Origin of the sequence: Kaustia mangrovi, assembly GCF_015482775.1 — a bacterium.
GTDB lineage: Bacteria > Pseudomonadota > Alphaproteobacteria > Rhizobiales > Im1 > Kaustia > Kaustia mangrovi.
The window spans coordinates 3,616,482-3,641,105 of record NZ_CP058214.1 but is presented as its reverse complement, the minus strand read 5'-3'; the positions used below and the strand labels follow the sequence as shown (position 1 = coordinate 3,641,105).

The window sequence follows — 24,624 nt, the reverse complement described above, 5'->3', positions numbered from 1 at the left end:
GCCCATGCTGACACTCGGCGCCATAGTCTTCCAGAACGCGCTGGCCCTCTGGGCGCTTCTGCTGCTCCCGGTGATCTGGTGGCTCCTGCGCATGACGCCGCCGCGGCCGGAGCGCATCTCCTTTCCCCCGATCCGCCTGCTTCTCGGGCTGATCGCGCGCGAGGAGACGCCGCACAAGACGCCATGGTGGCTGATCGTGCTGCGCGTGCTGCTCGTCACCTGCATCATTCTCGCCATTGCGCGGCCCGTGATCCAGGAGGGCCCGGCGGCCACCCATGGCGAGGGCCCGCTGCTCGTCGTGCTCGACGACGGCTGGGCGGCGGCGAAGGGCTGGCCGGACCGGATGGCCGCGCTCTCAAGCGCACTCGACGCGGCCGAACGCGCCGACCAGCCGGTCATGCTGGCGACGACGACGGCCCGGCGCAACCCGGCGCTGATCGAGCCGAAGGCCGCCGCCGATGCGCGCACGCGCGCCTCCGCCCTCGTCCCCCGCGCGCTGGAGCCGGAGCGCCTGGCGCTCGCCGACCGGCTCGACCCAGCGCTTGGATCGCTCGACGCGCTCGACGTGCTGTGGCTCGCCGACGGGCTCGACTATGGCGACGGGCAGGCCTTCGCCGAGCGGCTCGCGGGCCTTGCCGGCGGCAATACCGATATCCGCGCGGTCGTCACGCCGCCCGGGGAGACGGGCCTCATGATCGGCCATCCGGACGCGGAGGAGGACGGACTGTCCCTGCCCCTCGCGCGCGCCGGCAACGGGGCTGCGCAGACGCGGACCGTCGCCGCGCTCGCCACCAACGGGCGCAGCCTCGCGGAGGCGCCTGCGACCTTCCCCGCCGGCGAGACGACGGCACGCGCGACCATCGCTCTGCCGCTCGCGCTGCGCAACGAGATCGCGCGCATCGAGATCGCGGGCGAGCGGACCGCCGGCGCGGTCTATCTCCTCGACGACCGCTGGCGTCGCAAGACGGTCGGTCTCGCCTCGGGCGGATCGCTGGAGCGCGAGCAGCCGCTGCTCGCCCCGCTCTACTATGTGCGCCGGGCGCTCGAGCCCTATGCGGAGCTCAAGACGGCACGGCCGGACGGTGCGTCCAGCGGCATTGCCGGGCTCGTCCAGAGCGGGCTGTCCATGCTCGTCCTCGCCGATATCGGCCAGCTCGCCCCGGCGGATCTGGAGGCGGTCGCCAACTGGGTCGGCAATGGCGGCGTCCTGGTGCGCTTCGCAGGCCCGCGGCTCGCCGGCGGCCACGACGATATGGTGCCCGTGGAGCTTCGCCGCGGCGGGCGCGCGCTCGGCGGCGCGCTGACCTGGGAGGAACCGCAGCCCGTGGCCCCCTTCGACGAGGGAAGCCCGTTCTCCGGGCTTGAGCTTTCCGACCGGATCTCGGTCAAGCGGCAGGTTCTCGCCGAGCCCAATGCGGAGCTGTCGCGCAAGGTGTGGGCGCGGCTTGCCGACGGCACACCGCTGGTCACGGCGGAACAGAATGGCGAGGGCCTCGTCATCCTGTTCCACGTCACCGCCAATGCCGATTGGTCGAACCTGCCGCTGTCCGGCCTCTTCGTGGAGATGCTGCGGCGCATTCTCGACCGTGCACAGGGCGCCGGCGCGCAAGGCCCGGCCGATACGCCCGGCACGCCTGCCTCCGCCGCCGAGCAGGCCGACGGCGCGGCCTTCACGCCGATCCGCGCGCTCAACGGCTATGGCGAGATGGTCGACCCGCCGGCCGACGCCCAGCCGATCCCCGCAAACGCGCTGGCCGAGGCCCGCCCGAGCCCGCGCCATCCCGCCGGCCTCTATCGGCGCGCCGGCGTGACCCGCGCGATCAATCTGGCGCCGCCGGAGCCCGCACTCGCGCCACTTTCGGACCTTCCCGACGGCATATCGGTGACCGGCTACGCACCGGCCCGCATCCTGCCACTCATCGGCCCGCTCCTCATTGCCGCGCTCATCCTGTTCCTGATCGATGCGCTCGCGGTGCAGGCCATGTCGGGCACGCTGCGGCAATTGCGCTCGCGCGCCGCGCGCACCGCCTCCGCCGGCCTCGTGGCGGCGCTCGCCCTCGGGCTCCTGCCCCATCCGCTCCACGCCCAGGACCAGGCCACGCCGGATGCGCAGGCCCTGTCGGACGCCGACCGCTTTGCGCTGATGGCAACACTCCAGACGCGGCTCGCCTATGTGGAAACCGGCGACCGGCAGGTCGACACCGTCAGCCGGTCCGGCCTCACCGGCCTCACCGACGCCCTGATCGAGCGCACCGCCGTGGAGCCGGCGGCCCCCGTCGGCATCGATATCGAGCGCGACGAGATCGTGTTCTTCCCGCTGCTCTACTGGCCCGTGACGCCCGACGCGCCGGCGCTGTCGCCGGAGGCGCGCGCCAAGGTGGACACCTATCTGAAGAATGGTGGCACCATCCTGTTCGACACGCGCGACCACCAGATGGACATTCCCGGCCTGTCGGCGGAGACGAACGCCAATACCGGCGCGCTCCAGCGCATCCTGTCCGGCCTCGACATCCCGCCGCTGCGCGAGGTGCCGCCCGACCATGTGCTGACCAAGGCCTTCTATCTTCTCCAGAGCTTCCCCGGCCGCTGGGACGGCGGGCCGCTCTGGGTCGAGGCAGGCGACGGCGGCGCGGGAGGCGGCAATCGCGACGGCGTGTCCTCGATCATCATCGGCTCCAACGACTATGCCGGTGCCTGGGCGACCGACACGCTGGGCGCGCCGATGTTCCCCGCCGTTCCCGGTGGCGCGCGCCAGCGTGAGCTCGCCTACCGCACGGGCATCAACGTCGTCATGTACACGCTGACCGGCAACTACAAGGCCGACCAGGTGCATGTGCCGGCCCTTCTGGAGCGGCTCGGGCAATGAACTGGACGCTCTCATTCGCCCCGCTCGCGCCCCTGTGGATCATCGCCGCCCTCGGCACGGCGGGCCTCGTCGTCGTCGCGCTCGGCCTCCTCTCGCGCACGCGCGGCGCAGGGCTCAGGCTCCTCGTCCTCGCCGTCCTCGTCGCGGCCCTCCTCAATCCGACCGCGCGGCGCGAGGAGCGAGACATCCTGCCCGACATCGCCGCCATCGTCATAGACCGCAGCCAGAGCCAGACGGTCGGCGACCGCGAGGTGCGCACGGACGCCGCCGCGGCCCGGCTCGCCGAGGCGCTCGACAAGCTGCCGGATCTGGAGACGCGCACCGTCACCGTGCGCTCCGGGCCCGGCACCGCGCGCGAGGGCACGCAGCTCTTCTCCGGCCTCTATGGCGCGCTGTCCGACGTGCCTCCGGAGCGGTTCGCGGGCGCGATCCTCATCACCGACGGCCAGGTGCACGACGTGCCGGAGCGGTTCGCCAAGGAGGGTTACAACGGTCCCGTCCACGCGCTCATCACCGGCGAGCGCGACGAGCGCGACCGGCGGATCGTGGTCGAGGAGGCGCCGCGCTTCGGCATTGTCGGCGAGGAACAGACCATCCGATTCCGGGTGGAGGATGCGGGCGCCGATGACGAGCAGAACGGGCGCGCGGAGGTCTCCGTCAGCGTCAATGGCGAGCCGCGCGAGACGATCCTCGTGCCGGTCGGCGAGGCGGCCGAGATCGCCGTGCGGATCGAGCATGGCGGGCCGACCATCACCGAGCTCGCCGCCGCGCCGCTCGAGGGCGAGCTGTCCACCCAGAACAACACCGCAATCGTGGAGACGGAGGGCATCCGCGACCGGCTGCGCGTGCTGCTGGTCTCCGGCGAGCCCCATCCCGGCGAGCGCACATGGCGCAACCTGCTCAAGGCCGATGCCTCCGTCGACCTCGTCCATTTCACCATCCTGCGCCCGCCGGAGAAGCAGGACGGCACGCCGATCCGCGAGCTTTCGCTCATCGCCTTTCCGACGCGCGAGCTGTTCGCGGAGAAGCTCGACGAGTTCGACCTCGTCATCTTCGACCGCTATCAGCGCCGCGGCGTGCTGCCGCTCGTCTATCTCTCCAATGTGGTGAACTATGTGGAGAATGGCGGCGCGGTCCTGGTGGCCGCGGGGCCGGACTTCGCCTCCCCGCTCAGCCTCTACCGCACGCCGCTTTCCTCCGTCATGCCGAGCCGGCCGTCGGGCGACATCGTCGAGGAACCCTATCGCGCCGCGATTACCGGGCCGGGACGGCGCCATCCGGTGACACGCGACCTGCCGGGCTCCGAACAGACGCCGCCGGCCTGGGGCCGCTGGTTCCGGCTGATCGACGTGGAGCCGCTATCGGGCGACACGCTGATGTCGGGGCCCGGCGAGCGCCCGCTCATGATGCTGTCGCGGCAGGCACAAGGCCGGGTCGCCCAGCTCCTCTCCGACCATGCCTGGCTGTGGGCGCGCGGCTATGAGGGCGGCGGGCCGCAGGCGGAGCTGCTGCGCCGGCTCGCCCACTGGCTCATGAAGGAGCCGGATCTCGAGGAAGAGGCGCTGATCGGCCGCGACATGGGCGGCTCGCTCCAGATCGAGCGCCGCACCATGGCGGAGACCGCCGATCCCGTCACCGTGACGGTACCGTCCGGCGCCGAGCGCGAGGTGACGCTGGAGGAGATCGAGCCCGGCCTGTGGCGCGGCGCCCTGCCGGTCGAGGAGGTCGGGCTCTACCGGCTTACCGACGGCGAGCTCAACGCCGTCGCCGCCATCGGCAGCCCGGACCCCAAGGAGATCGCCGACCTGCGCGCCACCGCCGACAAGCTTACCCCCGTGACGGAGGAGACGGGCGGGGGCGTCTACTGGCTCGCCGACGGGTCCTCGCCGGAGAGCCCGGCGCTGCCCCGCCTGTCCAAGCGCTCCGGCGACCGGGTCATGGCCGGCGAGAGCTGGCTCGGCCTCAAGGCGAACGGCGCCTACCGCGTGACCGCGGTGTCCGACATGCCGGTGCTGAACGGGCTTCTGGGGCTCAGCGCGCTGCTGCTGCTTCTCGGGCTGGCCTGGTATCGCGAGGGGCGGTGAGCCGCCCGCCATCGAGCTCCCGCCAGCGCCCGGGCGACAATACGAGACCTTCCGCGCCGTCGAGCGCGCCCGGAACGAGCTCGCGATAGAGCATCCGATCCGGATCGGTCGGCCCCGGCATGACGAGCCGCCCATCGGGCACCCTGGCGAAACCGACCCGCCGGTAATAGGGCTCGTCGCCCACCAGGATCACGAGGGCGTGGCCGAGCTCGCGCGCCTTGTCGAGCGCCGTTTCCATGAGCCTGACGCCGATGCCGCAATTGCGCCGGTCGGGGTGGACGGCGAGCGGTCCGAGCAGCAGTGCCTCGCGGCCCTCGCCGACGATCACGGGCCAGAACCTGACCGTGCCCACCAGGCAGTCCCCCTCGCGGGCGACGAGCGAGAGCTCCTCAACCGGTTCCTCGCCCTCGCGCAGGCGATAGGAGCTCCTGGTGCGCCGGTCGAGGCCGAAGGCAGCGTCGAGCATCGTCTCGATCGTGTCGAGGTCCTGTGCAGTCTGGGTTTCGATCGTGAAGTGTGAAACGGTCATGTCCGGCTCGCTCTTGGCGAAAAAATCGTCGGCAGTCTTCGCAAGACTCCCGGAACCGGCACCCATGAAACAGCGATCAGGAACGGGCGGGATGGAGATCCGGCAGGCAGCGAAGAAACGCAGAAGAGGCACGGCTGGGCCCGAAGGGCACCGCGCTTGTCCCGGTTCATCGTCGCTGGCGAGCAGTCTGCCGGATGGACATTGGCTTCAGAACATCCCACGTCGTAAGAATAACAAGATCGCGCTCTTATCACGCACCCGCGCCGGCGTCCAGCCGCTTTGTCGGCCCCGGGCGCCCCTCCACACACAGACCAGAGGACCCGGATCGCCCATGGGACTGCTCATCGACGGAGAATGGCACGCCAACCCGGAGAAAACCTCATCGACGGGCGGGCGCTATGTGCGCGCGCAATCGAAGTTCCGCAACTGGATCACCGCCGACGGCGCCCCCGGGCCCTCCGGCGAGGGCGGGTTCCCGGCCGCGAGCGGGCGCTACCACCTCTATGTCGCCTGGGCCTGCCCCTGGGCGCACCGCACGCTGATCTTCCGCACGCTCAAGGGGCTCGAGCCCCATATCGGCCTGTCCATCGTCGACCCCGTCATGGGCGAGGAAGGCTGGGTGTTCTCCGACCGCGAGGACACGATCCCGGACACGGCGAACGGCGCGAGCCGGCTCTACGAGGTCTATCTCAGGGCCGATCCCGACTATACCGGCCGGGTCTCTGTTCCGGTGCTGTGGGACACCGAGCGCCAGACCGTCGTCAACAATGAATCGGCGGAGATCATCAGGATGTTCAACACCGCCTTCGACGACATCACCGGCAATCGTACCGACTACTATCCCGCCCATCTCAGGGCCGAGATCGACGCGATCAACGACACCGTCTACGAGACGGTCAACAACGGTGTCTACCGGGCGGGCTTCGCCACCACGCAGGATGCCTACGAGGAGGCTTTCATGGCGCTGTTCGCCACACTGGACAAGCTGGAGGACCGGCTGTCGCGCCAGCGCTATCTCGTCGGCGGAGAGATCACGGAGGCCGACTGGCGGCTGTTCACCACGCTGCTGCGCTTCGACCCCGTCTATGTCGGCCACTTCAAGTGCAACCGGAAGCGGATCGCCGACTATCCGAACCTCCACGGCTATCTGCGCGAGCTCTATCAGTGGCCCGGCATCGCGGAGACGGTGAATATGGCCCAGACCAAGCTCCACTACTATGCCAGCCACCGCCAGGTGAACCCGACGGGCATCGTGCCGCTCGGTCCCGAGCTCGACCTCGCCTCGCCCCATGGCCGGGAGGCGATCGGCTAGGGCAACCTGCGTCCCTGTTGATCTAGAACCGATTGCGGCCAGCTTGAAGTGCTTTGCCAACCGGCACCTGGATGCCCGCCTGCGCGGGCATGAGCGGGCATGAGGGCGGAAGAGCTCGGCTTGTCTTCCCGCTCGCTCCCGCGAAGGCGGGAGCCCAGCAGCCGCAGATCACGGTCTTCGAGTGGTTCTGCTTGGGAGCGACACGCTCCAGGGCATTGTCCTGTCTGACGGAGCCGGCGTCCAGCCGGGCGCGGCTACCATCGGTCCGGCACGGGGGCGCCGGTCTGCCATTCCGCGATTCGCCGGCGGGTGCCGCCCGTGGTGCCTTCCGGCAGGGCGTCCGGCGGGAAGAAGCCCTGCTCGGCGATTTCGAGCGCGCTCGCCGTGCGCGGTTGCTGGCGCCAGCGCCCGACGGTGAAGACTGCGATGTGGTCGCCGGGAAACTGCGCGTCATTGGCAAGCAGCCCGAGGAGACGCGGCCGCTCGAGCGGGACGATGCCGGCCTCCTCGGCCAGCTCGCGCATGAGCGCATCCTCCGCCGTCTCGCCGCGTTCCACGCCGCCGCCGGGCAGGATCCAGCCCGGCGCGTAGCCATGGCGGACCAGGAGCACCCCGCCGGCCTCGTCGGCGACGAGCGCGCGCACGCCGAGCGTCAGCCCGCGGCTCAGCCGGAACCAGGGCTGAAGGAACAGCCTGAATGTGGCTCTGTAGACGGTACGCCCCGCCATTGCCTCTCCATCGCAGGCGGCATCGGCGGGCCGGCCCTGCCGGGTCAGGCTGCCTCGACCGCCCTGCCGTGCACCCCGGTCCGACCCGCATAAGCCTTTGTCCGCGCCGTTCCCGTCTTCTCCGCAATCGCCCCGACAGCCTCGGCGAGACGGACGAGCTCGCTGTCGGGCATGGCTGCATAGCAGGGCAGTATAACGAGATCGGAGAGCATCTGCGCAGCGCTATCCGGAGCGAGCCAGGGGCGGTCCTCCGGTGCCGGAACGGCCTGGGAGCGCGGCAGGCCGGCCGCATCGAAGCCTTGTGCCCGCAGCGCGGCGATCACCTGCTTCGGCTGGTCCATCAGGACCGGGAACACCCAGTAATCGTGGTAGCGGCTGGCGACCGCCGGCATCGCGACTGTATCGCCAAGCAGATCGCGCAGGCGGCGTCCCTTGGCGGCCCGCTGCGACAATTCGTCCGGATCGAAGCGGTTCAGACGCCGGTTCAGGAGGGCGAGCATGGCCGCGGACGGCTGGTAATGCATCTTTCTGGCCGTCTTGAGCGGGGCGACATTGCGCACCCTCTCGCTGATCGTGTCCTCGTAGTTGCGGCCCCTGCCCCGGCAGAACCGGTAGATCGCGCCCATGGCGGGCCGCGAGGTGATGAACTTGAGGGCAGCGAACTGGGCCACGCGCTTGAGTTGCGCGCGGGCGGGCTGGACCGGATAGCCCGACTGGATGTCCCTCATCCGCGCCCGCAGCACCGGATCGCGCACCTTCAAGAGCCCGCCGCCGAGCGCCGTCGCCGTCTTGATGGGACCGAAGGAGAACATGGAGACATCAGCGTCCGGATGGCCCGCATAGGCGCGCCCGCAAAAGGCCTGGGCACAATCCTCCACGACGATCAGCCCATGCCGACGCGCCAGCGCGAACAGCCCGCCGAGATCGAGATGCGCTCCGAACAGATGGGCCACGACCAGGACCCTCGAGCGCGGCGAGATCGCCCGTTCCAGCGCCTCCGGGGACGGGATTGCATGGCCGATATCGAGATCGAGCGGTACGGGGACCAGCCCGTGCTGGCCGGCGATGCGCACCATGCCCTTCACATTGAGCGCGGAGAAGATCACCTCGTCTCCGCGCTCAAGATCAAGCGCCTGCAGCAGAAGGTCGAAGCCGGAGCGCACCGAATAGGTCGCGACCACCGACCGGCCCTCTCCCCAATAGTCTTCCGCCCGCCTCGCCTGCGCCTCGCGGTCATGCGCCGCAAGACACGCCAGTCCGCCCGAAAGAAGATCGGCCCAACCAATCTTGAGTTGCGTTCTTGCCCACATCTACTTGATTGACCTACAGTGAAAACCTGTAGTGATCGTGGCGTTCATTTGTGGCACTATTCAGCCATAGACGCTATTGAGGCAAGGGGGGCTCAAAGATAACTTGTCGATAACTGTGCAGACACGCGAGCCGCACGGCAGACTGCCGGATCCGCCAGTCACAGGCGGCCCCGCCGGCGCATGAGCGAGAGGTAATGCAAATGTCGACCCTGACCGGAGAGGGAAAGCCGACCCTGATCGAGCGATTGAAGGAGAAGCGGCGCCGGATGATCAAGCGACTCGGCAAGCGGCTCAGCCGCAGGATCGAGGCCATCCAGAGCCGCCAATCCCTGGTTGGCAATGCGCCGGTCCTCGACAATGCCGATTTTCCGTTCCTGAAGGACTTCACCGACCATTGGGAGGAGATTCGCGACGAGGTGCGGGAGATCCTGAAACACCGCGAGGCGGTCCCGACATTCCAGGACATTTCCCGCGACCAGTACCGAATCGCCAAGGGAACGAGCTGGCGCACCTTCATCCTGTTCGGGTTCGGCGAGAAGCTGCAGAAGAACTGCCGCCAGGCACCGGTGACCGCCAGTGTCCTGGAGCGGGTCCCGAACCTGCAGACGGCCTGGTTCTCCATCCTCGCGCCCGGCTATCACATCCCCGCCCACAAGGGTGTGTCGAAGGGCATCCTCAGGAGCCATCTGGGACTCATCATCCCGCGCGATGCGGAGAAGTGCCGGATGAGGGTCGGCGAGGAAACCTGCGTCTGGCGGGAAGGTGAGATCTTCGTCTTCGACGACACTTACGAACACGAGGTCTGGAACGACACCGAGGACGAGCGCGTCATCCTGCTGTTCGACTTCGACCGGCCCATGCGCTTCTGGGGGCGCACGCTCAACAAGGTGTTCGTATCGCTCCTGAAACTCACCGCCTACTATCAGGAGCCCAAGCGCAAGATGGAGAATTTCGAGGATCGCTTCGAGGCGGCGACACGTCGCGCCGACGAGAATCTGGAAAAGCTGAGCGATCCGACATAGGTTGCGTGCATCTGCCACCTGCAGGGCGCACCGTTTGATGGGCAAGATTTTCAGGATTTTCTTCACGGCGGAGGGCACACAGCCCCTGTTCGTGCTGCTGTGCCTGCTGCTGGCCGGCCTCGCCGAGGCGGTCAGCCTCGGGGCACTCCTGCCGACGATCACGGAGATTGGCGGCGGGCAGAAGGATTCGTCCGCGCTCAGCACCTATGTGACGGCCGCGCTCGACACGGTCGGCATCGCGCATACCCTGCCCAACCTGATCCTGATCGTCTCCGGCGCCCTGATCGCGAAGGCGGTGCTGTCCTTCGCGGCGCTGAGCTATGCCGGCGCCGCGGTGGCGCGCGTCTCCACCCATCTGCGCACCAAGCTGCTGGACCAGCTCATGAGCGTGCGCTGGCGGTATTTCGCCAACCAGCGCGTCGGGCGCATCGCCAATGCGATCTCGGGCCAGGCCGCGCGCGCCGGACAGGCCTATTTCATGGCCGCGAAGTTCATGTCCTTCGTGGTGCAGGCGTTCATCTATGCGGTGATCTCCTTCCTGATCTCGCCTGCGCTCGCGGCGGCGGGCCTCGCGGTCGGCGCCTTCCTGTCGCTCAGCATGAGCGCTCTGGTGCGCCTGTCGCGGCGCGCCGGCTACCGCCAGACCGACCGCACGTCGGAGCTCGTCAGCTACGTCTCCGACGCCTTCAACAACATCAAGCCGCTGAAGAGCATGAACCGCCAGGCGCCGTTCTCCGCGCTCTTCGAAACGAAGATCCGCAAGCTGCGCAAGGCGCTGAAGAACCAGGTGCTCGCCAAGCAGGGGCTGATCTACGGGCGCGAGGTACTGCTCGCCGTCATTCTCGGGCTCAGCGTCTATCTGGCCGCCGACGTCTGGAACGTTCCGCTGGCGGAGCTCGTGGTGCTGGGTATCGTGTTCTTCCAGATGGTCTCGATCACCGGCAAGATGCAGCAGCACCTCCAGAGGGCCGTGGAGCTGGAGTCCGCCTACTGGCGCATCCAGGGGCTGATCGAGGACACCGCCGCCGAGCGCGAGCCCGACGACGGCACGCGCATGCCGACGCTGACGGAGGGCTGCACCTTCCGCAACGTCTCCTTCGCGCATCAGAAGACGCCTGTGGTGCACAGCGTCGACCTGGAGGTGCCGGCCGGCGAGATTACGGTTCTCCAGGGCTCTTCCGGCGCCGGCAAGACGACCATCATCGATCTCCTGATCGGGCTCTACGAGCCCGACGAGGGCGAGGTGCTGATCGACGGGGTTCCGCTGAAGGAGATCTCTCTCAAGGCCTGGCGGCAGATGATCGGCTACGTACCCCAGGAGCTCACCCTCCTGCATGGCACGGTCTACGAGAACGTGACGCTCGGCGACGTCTCGATCTCGCGGGAGAAGGCGCGCGAGGCGCTGGCCAAGGCGGACGCCCTCTCCTTCGTCGATTCGCTGCCCGAAGGCATCGATACCACGGTGGGCGAGCAGGGCACGAAGCTGTCCGGCGGCCAGCGCCAGCGCATCGCCATCGCGCGCGCGCTCGTCGGCGACCCCCAGCTCCTGGTGCTCGACGAGGTGACGAGCGCCCTCGACCCGGAGACCGAAGCCGAGATCTGCCGCAACATCCAGGCGCTCGGCGGCGAGTACACCATTGTCGCGATCACCCACCGGCCAGCCTGGACGACCATCGCCACCCGGCTCTACAAGGTGAGCCATGGCCATGCCACCAAGGCGGAGCCGGCACCCGCCCTGCCGCAGACCGCATGAGCGCCGCACCGTCCGTGGCCGTCCCGTTTCCCGCCGCAATGGGAGGCCCAGATGGCTGGAATTGAAGTCCGCCCGGTCGAGGGACGGCGCGATCTCGACCGCTTCATCGCCATGCCCCGGCTCGTCTACCGCGACGATCCGAACTGGATCGCGCCGCTGCCCATGGAGCGCAAGGACGTCCTCAAGCCCGGCCGCAACCCCTATTTCCAGCATGCCGAGGCCCAGCTCTTCCTCGCCTTCGACGGCGATGCGTGCGTCGGCCGCATCTCCGCCCAGATCGACCGGCTCTCTCTGGAGCGCTACCGCGACCGGACCGGCCAGTTCGGCTTCCTGGAGGCGGTGGACGACCGGGCCGTCTTCTCCGCGCTTCTCGGCCAGGCGGAGCGCTGGCTCGCCGAACGGGGCATGGCGCGCGTGCGCGGCCCCTTCAGCTTCTCCATAAACGAGGAGACCGGCCTGCTCGTCGACGGGTTCGACACGCCGCCCCGGCTCATGATGGGCCATGCCCGCCCCTATTACGCGGCACGGCTGGAGGAGCTCGGCTACGCCAAGGCCAAGGACATCATCGCCTACGACTACGCTCTGGACACGCCCTTCCCCCGCAAGATGGCGCTGATCCTGAAGCGGGTCCTGCGGTCCGGCGACATCCGGGTGCGCCCGATCTCCAAGCGCCATCTGGAGCGCGACCTCGACATCATCATCTCCATCTTCAACGACGCCTGGTCGGACAATTGGGGCTTCGTGCCCATGACGGATGCGGAGATCAAGCATCTGGGCAAGAACCTGAAGCTGCTTGTCACGGAGGGCTATATCGCCATTGCCGAGATCCAGGGCGAGCCGGCGGCCATGGCCGTCACCCTGCCCGACGTCAATAACTGGATCGCCGATCTCGACGGCCGCCTGCTGCCCTTCGGCTGGGCGAAGCTGCTCTACCGTTTCATGACGCCGCCGAAAGCCGCGCGCCTGCCGCTGATGGGCGTTCGCAAGTCCTATCAGGGCACGCCGATGGGCACCGCCCTCGCCCTCGCCGTCATCGAGGCGGTCCGCGTCTATCACGAGGCCCGCGGGCTCGAGCGCGCGGAACTGTCCTGGATCCTGGAGGACAATGTCTCCATGCGCCGGATCATCGAGGAGCTCGACGCCCACCCCTACAAGACCTATCGCATCTACGAGCGGTCGCTGCCACGGGACCCCGCGGCATGACGGCGGATGCCTCCTTCCCGCGCTACGACGTGCTGGTGCTGGCGGCCGGGCGCGGGCCGGACGACCCCATGGCCAAGGCCTTCGGCGTCTCGCACAAATGTCTCGTCGAGCTCGGCGGCGTGCCGATGCTGGCGCGGGTCCTGAAAGCGCTCGCCGCCGCCCCGCATATCGGCCGCATCGTGGTCTCCATCGACCGGCCCGACATCGTCGCGCAGGCCAGTGCGGCGGCCGGCGACGTGGAGGCCACCGCAATCGCCTCCACCACCAGCGCGCCGGCCTCCGTCATCGCGGCGGCGAGCTCGGGCGAGCTCACCTTTCCGCTGCTCGTCACGACCGGCGACCATGCGCTCCTGACGGCGGAGATGGTGCAGCATTTCCTGGCGGAATCGGCGGCCTCCGGCGCCGACCTCACCGTCGGGCTCGCGCGCGAGGAGACCATCGCGGCGGCCTATCCGGAAACGAAGCGCACCTATTTCGCCTTCGGGCGGGACCGGGTCTCGGGCTGCAATCTGTTCGCGCTCAACAGCGAGCAGGCGCTCAAGGCCATCGCCTTCTGGGCGCGCCTGGACCGGGACCGCAAGCACCCGTTCCGCCTCATGCGGGCCTTCGGCCTCTCGTCGCTGGCGCTCTACGCGCTCGGCCGTCTCGATCTCGACCGCGCCTTCGCGCGCGCCTCGCGCAAGCTCGGCCTCGTCGCCCGGCCCGTCGACATGCCGTTCGCCGAGGCCGCCATCGATGTGGACAAGCCCGCGGACAAGCGCCTCGTGGACGAGATCCTGTCGAAGACGGGACACAGCCCCGGGGCTGTCTGACGGGACGGGCGCGACTGAGGCCGATCGCCCGGCTACCGGATTACCAGGAAGAGACCATCTGGCGAGCGGCCTGCAGATCGACCGGGAAGTCGACCTCGCACCATTCGTGGCCGTCGATCGCGCAAACCTTGACGTCGGTGAGCTTGGCGGTGGTGCCGACGGCGGAGGGAAACCACTGCTTGAGGCCGGAGGGCTCGTGCATGGCCTGGTCGAGCACGCCGCGATAGACGTCCGCCCCCTCGCCGCGGAATACGTAGATGCCGATGGCCTCCGCATCCACGGCCTCCAGCGGCAGGGTCTTGCCGATCTCGGTGAGGCGCTCGCCGTCCAGCATGACCTTCATATCGTCGTTGTCATACTGGTCCTTGTGGTTTATCGCCACGGTGACGGGCGCAGGCGGCGCGGCGAGGATGCGCTCCACCATGTCGGCCTTGAAGACGTTGTCGCCATTGACCTGGACGAAATCGGACCCCATCTCATGACGCGCCATCCAGCAGCTCGCCAGATTGTCGGCCACCGTGTAGAAGGGATTGAACACCGTGCGGATCTCCACCGACAGCTCCTGCGCAAGCGCTTCGAGCGCGGCGTCCATGAGCGGGGCGCCGTAGCCGGTGATGACCACGAATTCCTTGATGCCGCATGCGGCGAACGCATCGATCTGGCGGGCGACGAGCTGGCGTCCGCCGATATCGAGGAGCGCCTTGGGGATGTCCTGGGTCAACGGCAGGAGCCGCTTGCCCTGGCCTGCGCCAAGGATCACAACTTTCACGACACGGCCTTTCTGCTAGAAAACGGAGAGCAGTTGGCTTCTCAATCGCATCGCGGCCCCGCGAAGTCAACGCCCATGGAATAAGCGACCGGCACGCCGATGTTCACACTGGCCCACCTCTCCGACGTCCATCTCTCGCCCATGCCGCCGTTGTCGCTGCGCGCGCTGGCGACCAAGCGCTTCTACGGCTACCAGTCCTGGTTGAGGCGCCGGCGCCAGATCCATCGACGCCACGTCACCGACCTGCTCGTGGAGGATATCCGCCGCGCCGCGCCCGATCACGTCGCGGTCACCGGCGATCTGGTCAACCTCGCCACCCGGCAGGAATTCGCCAGTGCCGCTCAGTGGCTTTCCGAGTTCGGCGTGCCCGACTGGATCACGGTGGTTCCGGGCAATCACGACGCCTATGTGCCGGTGCCCTTCGAGGACGGCATCGGCCGCTGGGCCGACTATATGCGCGGCGACCTTGCCGTGGCGGGCACGATCACGCGCCCCTCGCCCGAGCCCTTTCCCTTCGTGCGTACCCGGCGCAACATCGCGCTGATCGGCTTGTCGAGCTCGGTGCCGACGGGCCCGCTGCTTGCCTCCGGCCGGCTCGGCCACGCCCAGATCGAGATGCTGGGCGAGATCCTCTCGGTCCTGCGCGCGCGCGGCTTCTTCCGTGTGGTGCTCATCCATCACCCGCCCCTGCCCGGCATGAACGCGCGGCGCAAGGCGCTGCTCGACGCCCCCCGGCTCGCCGGCGTCCTTGCGGAGGAAGGCGCGGAGCTCGTGCTCCACGGCCACAATCACCAGCATTCCCTGAAGCGACTGGTCTCGCGCCACGGCCCCGTGCATGTTGTCGGCGTCCCGTCGGCATCCGCGGTCGCCCGGCATGGCAAGCCCGCATCGGCCTGGTACCGCTATGCGATCAACCGCACGAACGGCGTGTGGACCTGCGACGTGACCGTGCGGGCCTATGACGAGGCGTCGGACCGCTTCACCGAGGCCGACCGCCTCGCCCTCGACATGGACTCCGACGACAGGGCGGGCCAGGCCGCCGGTCTTGCGGCGGAAGCGTGATGCCGCCACGATCGCCGGTCCACCGTTCACACGCTGCCGGGAGAGCATGACCCATGGCCAACGAAACAATGCAGAAATTCGGCTTTCCTGATACGCTGGTTGCCGATTACCGTCACTGGTGCGTGCTTCTGCGCCCCGCCCAGGCAACGCTGGGAGCCCTGGTGCTCGTATGCAAGGACGAGGCGCGCGCCTTCTCGGAGATTTCCCCGGACGCCTTTGCGGAGCTTGCGGACGCGACGGCCGGCATCGAAGGGGCGCTTTCGGCCTTCCGACCCTATGACAAGATCAACTATCTCATGCTGATGATGGTCGACCCCGACGTCCATTTCCATGTCCTGCCGCGCTATTCGGCGGCGCAGGATTTCGAGGGCACGGCCTTTCCCGATTCCGGCTGGCCCGGCCCGCCCGCGCTCGCCAAGGCGGTCGAGCCGGACGAGGCCCTGCGCGGCCGCCTCGTCGCGGCGCTGCGCGCGGCCTGGCCGGACGCGGCCAAGATGGGCTGACCCGCATATGGCATTCATCAGCATCACATCGCGCTACATCATCCGCCAGGTCTCCGGCCCCCTGTTCGCCGCCATGGCGATCGGCCTCCTGGTGCTTCTGGCGGAGCGTATGGTGCGGCTGCTCGATGTGACGCTCGGCAAGAAGAACTCCTTCGCCATCGTCTTCGAGATGCTGGCCTATCTGGTGCCGCATTATCTGGGGCTCGCCGTTCCGGCGGCGCTGTTCCTGGGCCTTCTGTTCGGCTTCAACAGGCTGTCGAAGTCGAGCGAGCTCGATGCCTTCCTCGCCGCCGGGATCGGCCTGCACCAGCTCACCCGCCCGGTGCTGGCGCTGGCGCTCGCCCTGATGTTCGCCGCCATCGCCATCTTCGGCTGGGCCCAGCCCTATACGCGCTATGCCTACCGCTCGGTGGAATACACGGTGAAGAACGTCGATGTGTTCTATCTCGCCGAGGAAGGCGTGTTCATGCAGGCCGGCTCGCGCACCTTCATCCTCGACAAGCTGGAGCGCAGCTCCAACGAGTTCGAGCGCATATTCCTGTTCGAGGACCGCGGGGCCGACGGCAGCGAGACGGTGACCGCCGAGCGCGGCGCGCTGATCGAGGTGCCGGGCGAAACGCGCCCCGTCCTCCATCTGGAGAACGGCCATCGGCTGACGGTGGACGGCTGGCCCGGGGCGGGCACCTCCGCGGCACAGCCCACCTCCGTGGTCGGCGACTTCTCCTCCGCGGAAACGCCGCTCGGCAAGGAGACAAGCCGCCTGTTCCGCCCGCGCGGCAACGACCAGCGCGAGCTCACCCTGCCAGAGCTCGCCATGCGGCTCGACAGTCCCCCGCCCGACGCCACGCGCGACGAGATGGTCGCGGAACTCCACAAGCGGCTGGTGAACATCTTCTCCCTGCCTGTCCTGCCGTTCCTCGCCATTCCCTTCGCGCTGGGGCGCCGGCGCGGCATGCGGGCCTACCGCTTCGGCGCGGCGCTGATCATCCTGGTGGCCTATCACGAGATCCTCGAACAGGGCACGCTGCTCGTGCGGGTCGGCCAGTTGTCGCCCTATATCGCGCTGTGGCTGCCCTATGCCGTGCTCACGGTCTTCTCGGGATGGCGCTACTACCGCGCCTGCTTCACGGTGCGCCAGGAGTGGCTCGAGCCGCTCGCCGACAGGGTCAACGAGACGATCCGCGGCCTCTTCCGCCGCGTCGTCAGAACCGCGGAGCCCCTGTGATGTGGACACTCTCGTGGATGCTGACGCGGATGTTCGTGGTGCGCTTCATCGTCATCCTGCTCGGCATTTCGGTCTTCATCGTCACGCTCGACGCGGTCGCCCATTCCGGCGACATCCTGGCGCTGAAGGACAACGACATGACCGCGGTCGCCTATTACGGGCTCCTGCGGCTGCCGGGCGTGGCCTCGAGCTTCATCAACATCTCCGCGCTGCTGGCCATGCTTCTGCTCCTGACGGAGCTCAGCGCCAACAGCGAGCTCGTCGCCATCTGGGCCTCCGGCGTGTCGCAGTTCCGCGTGATCGGCATGTTCGTGCCCATCGCGCTGCTCGTCGGCGGCGTCCAGTTCCTCGTCAACGACCAGGCCGTGCCCTGGGCCGCCCCCACGCTCCATGACTGGGGCATAGGCGACTACGGCAAGAAGAAGCTCAAGGTGGGCGAGGGCGACCCGATCTGGATGCGCTCCGGCAACGACATCCTGCGCGCTGTGAGCAGCAACCCGCAGGCGACCGAGCTCGACGAGGTCATCATCTTCCGGCGCGACCCGGACGGCGTGCTCCTGGAGCAGGTGATGGCCAACCATGCGGAGCTGACGGACGGGCGCTGGGAGCTCTCCGACGTCACGATCTACTATCAGGAGAACCTGCCGCCGAGCCACATCGCCAAGCTGATCTACAGCGGTCTCCTGCGCCCGGCCGCGGTCGGTGCGCGCTCGGGCGACCCGGAGGAGATGACGATCTCCGACCTCGACTATTTCATCGAGAATGGCGGCTTCGGCATTCGCCCCACGCAGGTCTACGAGACCTGGTGGCACAAGCGCTTCACGCTGTTCGTCACAGCGCTTCTCATGGTCGCGCTCGCCGTGCCGCTGTCGGCGCACTACAGGCGCGGCGGCGGCCTCGGCGTGATGTTCGCGATCGGCGTGGCGCTGGGCTTCGGCTTCTTCATCCTGGAGGGGCTGTCCATGACCATCGGCGAGCTCGGCATCATGGCACCGTGGATGGCCGCCTGGATGCCGATCTTCATCTTCACCGCGACGGCGGGCATGCTGGCCTTCCGGGCGGAAACCATATGAGGCGGCACGAGGTCTTTCCCTCCGGCGAAAAGCCCTGTATTCCTTCGCACCGACTTTCGGCTGTACTTGCGCAGCGGGCGCACAAGGGTTGAGGACAGCAGGAGTGCTCGACGAGGATCACGCCATGGCGACGGCAACGAGCGAACCGTACGAGGCGGAGGGCGCGCAGGAGACGGCCCAGACCGGGCAGCCCGCGCTCTGCGTGCTCGCCGGCAGCGCCCCGCGCCTTTGGGGGTCGACGCTCGCCGAGCGCACGGAGCGCCAGTTCGTACGTGCCGGGCTCGACCGGTTCGTGAGCGCGGACGAGGCGGCGCTGGAAGGCGGCCATGTCATCCTCGTGCGCGCCGATGCCGTGATCGACCAGCCGCTCGTGCCAATCCTGATCGCGCGGCGGGACTTCGTGCTCATGGGCGAGGGCGCGGACGGGCCGGTGCCCGTGGCCGCCCATGTGAGTGCCGACCGCGTGGGCGAGATCGGTGCGCTGCTCATGGAGGGCCGCAAGCCGCCCGCGGCCCTCAAGCTGACCGCGCTGAGCCCCGACGAGCTGGAGGCGAGCTTCTGGCAGTCGCTGCGCAAGCGCGAGACGCCCTATGCCATGGTGGTCGACGAGACCAATCGCGCCGATGTCGAATGGCGCATGTTCATGGGCACCTACAAGGGCGCGACGGATTTCATCACCAAGCATGTCTGGCCCTGGCCGGCCTTCCTCGCGACCCGCTGGCTCGCGCCGACCTTCGTGACGCCGAACATGGTGACGACGGTCAGCGCCGTGCTCATGGTCGCCGCCTTCTTCCTGTTCCTCCAGGGGTCCTGGGCGCTCGGGCTCGTCTGCGCCTGGGGCATGACCTTCCTCGACACGGTCGACGGCAAGCTCGCCCGCGTCACGCTCACCTCCAGCAAGTGGGGCGACGTGTTCGATCACGGCATCGACCTCGTCCACCCGCCCTTCTGGTACGTCGCCTGGGGGCTCGGGCTGAAGGCGGTCGGGCTGGCGTTCGCGCCGGCGACGCTCTTCTGGGTGCTGACCGCGATCATCGCCGGCTATGTGCTCCAGCGCGTCATGGAGGGCGTCGCGATCCAGTTCTTGAAGCTGGAGATCCATATCTGGCGCCGGATGGACACGCTGTTCCGGCAGATCACGGCGCGGCGCAACCCCAATCTCGCGATCCTCACCGTGTCCGCGCTGATCGGCCGGCCGGACTGGGGGCTCGTCGCGGTCGCGGTGTGGACCGTGCTCTGCCTCGTCCTGCACGGGCTTCAGCTCGCCCAGGCGCTCGCGGAGAAGCGTCGCACGGGCACGCTTTCGTCCTGGCTCAACGAACCGGCACAGACTGAGCGATGACGGTCGGTCTCCTCGTCAATCCCGCCTCCGGCAAGGAAAGCGGAAAGGGCCTTTCCCTCGCCCATCTGCTCGCCGGCGAGCGCCGCGTGGAGCTCGCCGTACTCGACGCCTTCGACGAGCTGGAGGGCGCGCTGGAGGATTTCGCCGAGGCCGGCGTCGACACGCTGTTCATCTCCTCCGGCGACGGCACGGTGCAGGCGATCCAGACGGTGCTTGCGGAGCGTTCGCCCTTCAAGGCCCCGCCCCGGCTTGCCCTCCTGGCGCACGGCACCACCAACATGACGGCGGCCGATCTCGGCTTCTCCAGGCGGTCGCTGGAGGCGATCGCCGATGCCATGGTGCGGCCGGAGGTGCTGCGACGGGCCACCGCCGTCAGGCGCCGCGCCACGCTGCGGGCCGCCAATCCCCATGGCCGGCCGCCCCAGCACGGCATGTTCCTCGGCGCGGGCGCGCTGTGGCGCGGCACGCTTTACTGCCAGACCTCCGTCCACAAGACGGGGCTCAAGGGCGACTACTACGCCCCCGCCCTGACGCTCGCCACAGCCCTCGGCAAGGCGCTCTTCGCAAAGCCGGACCCGACGGACGAGACGCGGATCGACCGTCCCTACCCGATGACCGTGACGGCGGACGGGGCGGCCTGCGCCTCCGGCGACCAGCTCCTGTTCCTCGCCACGACACTGGAGAAACTGGTGCTCGGCGCACGGCCCTTCTGGGGCGGGGCGGGTCGCGGCGCGCTGCGCGCCACCGCCATCGCCTATCCGCCGCCCTCGATTCTGCGCTATACGCTGTCCATCATGTATGGCGGCGAGGAGCGCACCCTGCCGGAGGGCTGCGTGAGCCTGTCCGCCAAGCGGATCGCGCTCGACCAGGCGACCCCCTTCGTCATCGACGGGGAGTTCTTCGAGGCGCCGAAAGACGGGCCGCTGATCATCGAGGAAGGGCCGGAATTCGAGTATCTCCTCGGATGAGGCCTGGACACGGGCCATGGGCGACGACAAGGCATTGAGGGCACTCGTGAAGGGCCGGCTGTCCGCGCCGGTGCCGGACGCCGTGCGCGCGATCGGCAAGGCGGTGGGGGATGCGCGCGGACCCGGCGTCGCGGCCGTTCTCGCCTATGGCTCGGCGCTGCGCGGCGTGCCGGCGAGCGACACGCTCATCGACCTCTATGTACTCACCGACCGGCCCGGCGCGATCAGCCCGAACCGGCTGAGCCGGGCCGCCTGCCGGCTCCTGCCGCCCAATGTCTATTATGCCGAGGCGACCCATGAAGGCGCGACCGTGCGCGCCAAATGCGCGGTGTTGCCGCTCGACGTGTTCGAGCGCAAGGTGGCGCCGCAGACCGACAATCCCTATTTCTGGGCCCGCTTCGCCCAGCCGAGCGCGCTGCTCTACGCCCGCGACGCCGATATCGCCGCGCGCGTGGAGGGGGCTATCGCGACGGCCATCGCACGCATGGTCCAGGAAGGCCGCCGCCTTGCCGGCACCGCGTCAGGCCCCGATGACGATCCGCTTCGACTGTGGGTCCGCGCCCTGACCGCGACCTATGCCACGGAGCTTCGCTCGGAGCGCGAGGACCGCGCCCGCCAGATCGTCGGTGCGGACGAGGCGTGGTATCGCGAGGCGGCCGCTCTCGTACCCCCCGCCAGCGACATGGGATCCCCGGCCGGCCGTCTCTGGGCGCGCCGACGCATCGCCGGCAAGCTCCTCTCGGTGCTGCGCCTGGTCAAGGCCGCCTTCACCTTCTCCGGCGGCGCGGACTATATCGCCTGGAAGATCGAGCGCCATTCCGGTGTCCCCGTCGAGCTCACCGACTGGCAACGCCGCCACCCCATCCTCGCCGCCCTCACCCTCATCCCGAAGCTCTACCGCAAGGGCGCGTTCCGCTAAGGGCCGAACCGGCCTCTGACACACGCATAACCGCCCCAAGCCTCGCACACTCAATGAAAAGTTGTTATGGTGCGCGGTGGGGGGACGGGATTATGGCGCTGAATTTCTTTCCCAGGGCGGGGCAGATATTTATGTGTGATTTTTCGGGCTTCAAGGCTCCTGAGATGATTAAAACACGCCCTGTTATCGTGATTTCGCCGAAGTTGCCCTACCGCTCCGAGATCGCTGCAATCGTACCCGTCAGTCTCACGGCTCCGCGTCACGACCTGCCTTTTTGCTATAGGCTCTCGAAGAATTATCATCCGGAGGAACCGGACGATCAGCCATGCTGGGCGAAAGCCGACATGATCATGAATCTTGGCGTTTATCGCCTGCGTGCATTCAAGGTGGGGCGCCGGAAATATGTCTACCCAACCCTGGAACTGGAAGATCTGGCAGGCGTCCGGCGCGCCGTACTCTCGGGCCTCGGTCTCGACCGCCACATTGAATCGTGATCGAGGATCGCGTATATAGGTAGTGTATCCCGGTTGTCGGGCTCTAAGACCTAGCGTGCTAGGCAGGCTTCCTCACCCTGGCGATGACAAGCCAAAGAGGGAGCCTTGCGAGTTTTGATTGTCCCAAAGCCCCGCCTCAAGCGCGGGGCTTTGCGTATCCGCCCTTCCACAAGCGGCCTTCCGGAGGGTCGCTCAGCCGCCGGCGGCCAGTTCCGCCTTCGCCTCGCCGCCGACCACCTTGCCGAAGAGCGCGATGATCGTGTCGATATCCTCGTCGGTATGGGCCGCGGAGACGGAGCAGCGCAGGAGGCAGGTGCGCCCGGGCGTGCCGGGCGGGAGCGCGATATTCACATAGACGCCGGCATTCAGAAGCGCGTTCCACATGCCGATGGTGGACGGCTCGTCGGCGCACTGGACCGCGATCACCGGGCTCACCTGCCTGCTGGCGATCTTGAGGCCGAGCGCCTCGAACCCCTCATGAAGGCGGGCCGAGTTGCGCCTGAGCCGCTCGCGCCGCTCCGGCTCCGCCCTGAGCTTGCGGATCGCCGCCGTCGAGGTGGCGATGGTCGAGGGCGACGGGGAGGCGGTGAACATATAGGCGCGCGTGGCATAGCGCAGCGCCTCGAAGAGCGGGTGGTTGCCGGCGCCGAAGCCGCCGATCGAGCCGACGCTCTTGGAGAAGGTGCCGGCCACGAAATCGACCTCGTCCTCGAGCCCCGCCTCTTCCGCGAGCCCGCGGCCGTTCTCGCCCAGCACGCCGAAGGAATGGGCCTCGTCGACGAGCAGCGTGAAGCCGTGCTTGCGCTTCACCTCGATGAACTCCGCCAGCGGCGCGCGGTCGCCCATCATGGAATAGATGCCCTCCAGCACGACGAGGCGCCCGCCCGTCTCCTCGCCCATGCGCGACAGGCGCTTGTCGAGGTCGGCGGCGTCGTTGTGGCGGAAGCGCACGAGCTTCGCGCCCGACAGCGCGCAGCCATCATAGATGCTCGAATGGCTGTCGGCATCGAGGAAGATCGTGTCCTGGGGCCCCGCAAGCCCCGCGATCATGCCGAGATTGGCCTGGTAGCCGGTGGTGAACACCATGCAATGCTCGCGCCCGAGGAACGAGGCGATCTCGCGCTCCAGCTCGCGATGGATCTCGTAGGTGCCGTTGGCGATGCGCGAGCCGGTCGTGCCGGTGCCGTATTCGTCGAGCGCCCTCTTGCCCGCCTCGATGCAGTCGGGATCGAAGGTGATGCCCATATAGTTGTTGGTGCCCGCGAGAATGGTCTCGCGCCCGCCGATCAGCGCACGCGTCGGCGACAGGATGCGCTCCATCGGGAGGCCGACGGCATCCGCACCCATCTGCAGCATGGCCTTGTGGCGTTCGGCCAGATGGCGGTGCTTCTCCAGGAGGTCTGTCATGCTCAGGCGTTCCCCTTCATGCGCTGTTCGACCGCTGCGGCGAGATCGTCCATGCTGCGGATGTCGGACAGGAGGTTCAGCGGAATGTCGATATCGAACCGATCCTCGACTTCCATGATGAAATCCATGACCGACACGGAGTCTATATTGAGGTCGGCGGCGATATCCGTCTTGCGGTCCAGCGCCACGCCCTTCGTGTTGAAGGGCTCGATCAGGCGGCACAGCTCGTCGAAGATCTCGTTGTTGGTCACGGTCTTTCTATCCCACTTTTCAATCTCGGGCGACGAGGATCGCCCGCACTCATGTCATCCAGCCGGCCTTGCGGTACCAGTCCAGCGTCCGCGCGAACCCTTCCGCGAAGCGCACCCGGGGCCGCCAGTCCGTATAGTCCTCGAGAAGGGCGTTCCGGCACACCCAGTCCCCGTGATAGAGCTCGCGCACCTTGCCGGGCGTCAGCATGGGCGCGCTGCCCCTCAACCGTCCCGCCGCCACCGACAGGGGCGCGAGCGTCGCCAGAAGCCCCCGCGGCAGGAAGAGGCAGCGCGCCTGCGGCCCCTTCGCCAGTCCCGCCTCGCGCATCAGATCGGCCCAGGAATAGCCGCCCGGCGTGCCGTCATGCAGCTCGTGGACGCTGCCTTCGGGCCCGCCGCCGGCCAGAGTGTGCAGCGCGGCGGCGAGATCGTCCACATAGATCAGCGATATCCGGGCCTCGGCATTGCCCGGTATGAGCGGGCGCTGACGGGCGAGCTGCTGGATCAGCGGCAGCGTGCCCCGGTCGCCCGGACCGTAGACGGCGGGCGGGCGCAGGACCACCCATGACAGGCGCGTGCCCGCCGCCTGCTTCAGCGCGTCCTCGCCCTTCAGCTTGCTCGCGCCATAGCCCGATAGCGCCGGCTCGCGCGCGGCGAGCGAGGAGACGAGCACGAAGCGGCGAACCCCGGCACGCCGGGCGGCGGCAGCAAGCGCGGCGGTGCCGCCCACATTGACCGCCTCGTAGCCCGAGCGCGACAGGGCAGTGATCGCGCCGGCACAGTGGATCACCGTATCGGCACCCGCACAAAGCCTGTCGAGGGCGGCCCCATCATCGAGCCCGCCGGCGACCACCTCGTGCGGCGTGTCGCCGAGCCGGTCGGGAGACCGCGCCAGGAGGCGCAAGGCCTGCCCCGCCTCGTCGAACCGGGCGACCAGCCGACGACCGACGAAGCCGCTGGCTCCCGTAATCGCGACCGGTCCGCTTGCCATG

22 protein-coding genes are annotated in these 24,624 nt (G+C 68.4%); 15 read left to right on the top strand and 7 right to left on the bottom strand.

What is annotated here, in order from left to right:
* Nucleotides 1-4: 4 nt before the first annotated feature.
* Together HW532_RS17095 and HW532_RS17090 are read left to right on the top strand one after the other, a co-directional pair.
* Nucleotides 5-2,866 carry a DUF4159 domain-containing protein gene (locus HW532_RS17095; protein WP_213161623.1) on the top strand — a complete coding sequence of 954 codons (2,862 nt, stop codon included), beginning with the start codon at nucleotides 5-7 and terminating at the stop codon, nucleotides 2,864-2,866.
* Complete coding sequence (locus tag HW532_RS17090) at nucleotides 2,863-4,950, top strand: hypothetical protein (RefSeq protein ID WP_213161622.1); 2,088 nt, start codon at nucleotides 2,863-2,865, stop codon at nucleotides 4,948-4,950. Before HW532_RS17095 ends, HW532_RS17090 begins: the two co-directional genes overlap by 4 nt.
* On the opposite strand, the gene HW532_RS17085 is transcribed toward HW532_RS17090, so the two are convergent.
* Nucleotides 4,898-5,479, bottom strand: coding sequence for a GNAT family N-acetyltransferase (locus tag HW532_RS17085; protein WP_213161621.1), 582 nt, complete (start codon nucleotides 5,477-5,479; stop codon nucleotides 4,898-4,900). The two genes, HW532_RS17090 and HW532_RS17085, sit on opposite strands and share 53 nt — an antisense overlap.
* 331 nt (nucleotides 5,480-5,810) lie before the next feature.
* On the opposite strand from HW532_RS17085, the gene HW532_RS17080 reads away from it, so the two are divergent.
* Entirely contained in the window at nucleotides 5,811-6,791 is a 981-nt protein-coding gene (locus HW532_RS17080) for a glutathione S-transferase family protein (RefSeq protein ID WP_213161620.1), read from the top strand.
* A gap of 254 nt (nucleotides 6,792-7,045) precedes the next feature.
* On the opposite strand, the gene HW532_RS17075 is transcribed toward HW532_RS17080, so the two are convergent.
* The gene (locus tag HW532_RS17075) at nucleotides 7,046-7,519 is read right to left on the bottom strand and encodes an NUDIX domain-containing protein (RefSeq protein ID WP_213161619.1); all 474 of its coding nucleotides are present in this window, start codon (nucleotides 7,517-7,519) and stop codon (nucleotides 7,046-7,048) included.
* A 44-nt stretch (nucleotides 7,520-7,563) separates the two neighbouring features.
* The gene (locus HW532_RS17070; RefSeq protein ID WP_213161618.1) at nucleotides 7,564-8,700 is read right to left on the bottom strand and encodes a DegT/DnrJ/EryC1/StrS family aminotransferase; all 1,137 of its coding nucleotides are present in this window, start codon (nucleotides 8,698-8,700) and stop codon (nucleotides 7,564-7,566) included.
* Nucleotides 8,701-9,029: 329 nt separating this feature from the next.
* Between HW532_RS17070 and HW532_RS17065 the strand changes: the two genes are divergently transcribed.
* The 4 genes from HW532_RS17065 to HW532_RS17050 are packed head-to-tail and all read left to right on the top strand — an operon-like array spanning nucleotide 9,030 to nucleotide 13,619.
* Complete coding sequence (locus HW532_RS17065) at nucleotides 9,030-9,851, top strand: aspartyl/asparaginyl beta-hydroxylase domain-containing protein (protein WP_213161617.1); 822 nt, start codon at nucleotides 9,030-9,032, stop codon at nucleotides 9,849-9,851.
* A gap of 37 nt (nucleotides 9,852-9,888) precedes the next feature.
* Nucleotides 9,889-11,604: an ABC transporter ATP-binding protein gene (locus tag HW532_RS17060; RefSeq protein WP_213161616.1), complete on the top strand. Its 1,716-nt coding sequence runs from the start codon at nucleotides 9,889-9,891 to the stop codon at nucleotides 11,602-11,604.
* Between the two features lie 51 nt (nucleotides 11,605-11,655).
* Nucleotides 11,656-12,807, top strand: coding sequence for a GNAT family N-acetyltransferase (locus tag HW532_RS17055; protein ID WP_213161615.1), 1,152 nt, complete (start codon nucleotides 11,656-11,658; stop codon nucleotides 12,805-12,807).
* A complete protein-coding gene (locus HW532_RS17050; protein ID WP_213161614.1) occupies nucleotides 12,804-13,619 on the top strand; it encodes a nucleotidyltransferase family protein in 816 nt (271 codons plus the stop codon). Before HW532_RS17055 ends, HW532_RS17050 begins: the two co-directional genes overlap by 4 nt.
* Nucleotides 13,620-13,659: 40 nt before the next feature.
* On the opposite strand, the gene HW532_RS17045 is transcribed toward HW532_RS17050, so the two are convergent.
* Nucleotides 13,660-14,388: a phosphocholine cytidylyltransferase family protein gene (locus tag HW532_RS17045; protein ID WP_213161613.1), complete on the bottom strand. Its 729-nt coding sequence runs from the start codon at nucleotides 14,386-14,388 to the stop codon at nucleotides 13,660-13,662.
* Nucleotides 14,389-14,487: 99 nt separating this feature from the next.
* On the opposite strand from HW532_RS17045, the gene HW532_RS17040 reads away from it, so the two are divergent.
* The 8 genes from HW532_RS17040 (at nucleotide 14,488) to HW532_RS17005 (ending at nucleotide 21,974) form a co-directional block, all read left to right on the top strand.
* The gene (locus tag HW532_RS17040) at nucleotides 14,488-15,450 is read left to right on the top strand and encodes a metallophosphoesterase family protein (RefSeq protein ID WP_213161612.1); all 963 of its coding nucleotides are present in this window, start codon (nucleotides 14,488-14,490) and stop codon (nucleotides 15,448-15,450) included.
* Nucleotides 15,451-15,503: 53 nt separating this feature from the next.
* Nucleotides 15,504-15,953: an HIT family protein gene (locus HW532_RS17035; RefSeq protein ID WP_213161611.1), complete on the top strand. Its 450-nt coding sequence runs from the start codon at nucleotides 15,504-15,506 to the stop codon at nucleotides 15,951-15,953.
* A 7-nt stretch (nucleotides 15,954-15,960) separates the two neighbouring features.
* Complete coding sequence (locus HW532_RS17030) at nucleotides 15,961-17,178, top strand: LptF/LptG family permease (protein ID WP_213161610.1); 1,218 nt, start codon at nucleotides 15,961-15,963, stop codon at nucleotides 17,176-17,178.
* Complete coding sequence (locus tag HW532_RS17025; protein ID WP_213161609.1) at nucleotides 17,178-18,251, top strand: LptF/LptG family permease; 1,074 nt, start codon at nucleotides 17,178-17,180, stop codon at nucleotides 18,249-18,251. The genes HW532_RS17030 and HW532_RS17025 overlap by 1 nt, the downstream gene beginning before the upstream one ends.
* Before the next feature lie 103 nt (nucleotides 18,252-18,354).
* Nucleotides 18,355-19,593: a CDP-alcohol phosphatidyltransferase family protein gene (locus HW532_RS17020; protein ID WP_213161608.1), complete on the top strand. Its 1,239-nt coding sequence runs from the start codon at nucleotides 18,355-18,357 to the stop codon at nucleotides 19,591-19,593.
* Nucleotides 19,590-20,561, top strand: coding sequence for a diacylglycerol kinase family protein (locus tag HW532_RS17015; RefSeq protein WP_213161607.1), 972 nt, complete (start codon nucleotides 19,590-19,592; stop codon nucleotides 20,559-20,561). The genes HW532_RS17020 and HW532_RS17015 overlap by 4 nt, the downstream gene beginning before the upstream one ends.
* A 16-nt stretch (nucleotides 20,562-20,577) precedes the next feature.
* On the top strand, nucleotides 20,578-21,480 hold the full coding sequence (locus tag HW532_RS17010; RefSeq protein ID WP_213161606.1) for a hypothetical protein: 903 nt from the start codon (nucleotides 20,578-20,580) through the stop codon (nucleotides 21,478-21,480).
* Between the two features lie 92 nt (nucleotides 21,481-21,572).
* On the top strand, nucleotides 21,573-21,974 hold the full coding sequence (locus tag HW532_RS17005; RefSeq protein WP_213161605.1) for a type II toxin-antitoxin system PemK/MazF family toxin: 402 nt from the start codon (nucleotides 21,573-21,575) through the stop codon (nucleotides 21,972-21,974).
* A gap of 192 nt (nucleotides 21,975-22,166) precedes the next feature.
* On the opposite strand, the gene spt is transcribed toward HW532_RS17005, so the two are convergent.
* From spt to HW532_RS16990, 3 genes are read right to left on the bottom strand one after another with little or no spacing between them, the layout of a single operon-like run.
* Nucleotides 22,167-23,381, bottom strand: coding sequence for a serine palmitoyltransferase (spt, locus tag HW532_RS17000; RefSeq protein ID WP_213161604.1), 1,215 nt, complete (start codon nucleotides 23,379-23,381; stop codon nucleotides 22,167-22,169).
* Nucleotides 23,382-23,383: 2 nt separating this feature from the next.
* Nucleotides 23,384-23,632 carry an acyl carrier protein gene (locus HW532_RS16995; protein WP_213161603.1) on the bottom strand — a complete coding sequence of 83 codons (249 nt, stop codon included), beginning with the start codon at nucleotides 23,630-23,632 and terminating at the stop codon, nucleotides 23,384-23,386.
* 49 nt (nucleotides 23,633-23,681) lie between these two features.
* Nucleotides 23,682-24,623, bottom strand: a complete 942-nt coding sequence (locus tag HW532_RS16990; protein WP_213161602.1) for an NAD-dependent epimerase/dehydratase family protein — start codon at nucleotides 24,621-24,623, stop codon at nucleotides 23,682-23,684.
* Nucleotide 24,624: the final 1 nt, after the last annotated feature.

Excerpts from the sequence above, each read along its gene's own strand:
- HW532_RS17010 (WP_213161606.1), top strand. The coding sequence starts at position 20,578 with ATGGGCGACGACAAGGCATTGAGGGCACTCGTGAAGGGCCGGCTGTCC.
- HW532_RS17090 (WP_213161622.1), top strand. The coding sequence starts at position 2,863 with ATGAACTGGACGCTCTCATTCGCCCCGCTCGCGCCCCTGTGGATCATC.
- HW532_RS17060 (WP_213161616.1), top strand. The coding sequence starts at position 9,889 with ATGGGCAAGATTTTCAGGATTTTCTTCACGGCGGAGGGCACACAGCCC.
- HW532_RS17065 (WP_213161617.1), top strand. The coding sequence starts at position 9,030 with ATGTCGACCCTGACCGGAGAGGGAAAGCCGACCCTGATCGAGCGATTG.
- HW532_RS16990 (WP_213161602.1), bottom strand. The coding sequence starts at position 24,623 with ATGGCAAGCGGACCGGTCGCGATTACGGGAGCCAGCGGCTTCGTCGGT.
- HW532_RS17040 (WP_213161612.1), top strand. The coding sequence starts at position 14,488 with ATGTTCACACTGGCCCACCTCTCCGACGTCCATCTCTCGCCCATGCCG.
- HW532_RS17035 (WP_213161611.1), top strand. The coding sequence starts at position 15,504 with ATGGCCAACGAAACAATGCAGAAATTCGGCTTTCCTGATACGCTGGTT.
- HW532_RS17080 (WP_213161620.1), top strand. The coding sequence starts at position 5,811 with ATGGGACTGCTCATCGACGGAGAATGGCACGCCAACCCGGAGAAAACC.
- HW532_RS17015 (WP_213161607.1), top strand. The coding sequence starts at position 19,590 with ATGACGGTCGGTCTCCTCGTCAATCCCGCCTCCGGCAAGGAAAGCGGA.
- HW532_RS17095 (WP_213161623.1), top strand. The coding sequence starts at position 5 with ATGCTGACACTCGGCGCCATAGTCTTCCAGAACGCGCTGGCCCTCTGG.
- HW532_RS17025 (WP_213161609.1), top strand. The coding sequence starts at position 17,178 with ATGTGGACACTCTCGTGGATGCTGACGCGGATGTTCGTGGTGCGCTTC.
- HW532_RS17055 (WP_213161615.1), top strand. The coding sequence starts at position 11,656 with ATGGCTGGAATTGAAGTCCGCCCGGTCGAGGGACGGCGCGATCTCGAC.
- HW532_RS17005 (WP_213161605.1), top strand. The coding sequence starts at position 21,573 with ATGGCGCTGAATTTCTTTCCCAGGGCGGGGCAGATATTTATGTGTGAT.
- HW532_RS17075 (WP_213161619.1), bottom strand. The coding sequence starts at position 7,519 with ATGGCGGGGCGTACCGTCTACAGAGCCACATTCAGGCTGTTCCTTCAG.
- spt (WP_213161604.1), bottom strand. The coding sequence starts at position 23,381 with ATGACAGACCTCCTGGAGAAGCACCGCCATCTGGCCGAACGCCACAAG.
- HW532_RS17085 (WP_213161621.1), bottom strand. The coding sequence starts at position 5,479 with ATGACCGTTTCACACTTCACGATCGAAACCCAGACTGCACAGGACCTC.
- HW532_RS17050 (WP_213161614.1), top strand. The coding sequence starts at position 12,804 with ATGACGGCGGATGCCTCCTTCCCGCGCTACGACGTGCTGGTGCTGGCG.
- HW532_RS17030 (WP_213161610.1), top strand. The coding sequence starts at position 15,961 with ATGGCATTCATCAGCATCACATCGCGCTACATCATCCGCCAGGTCTCC.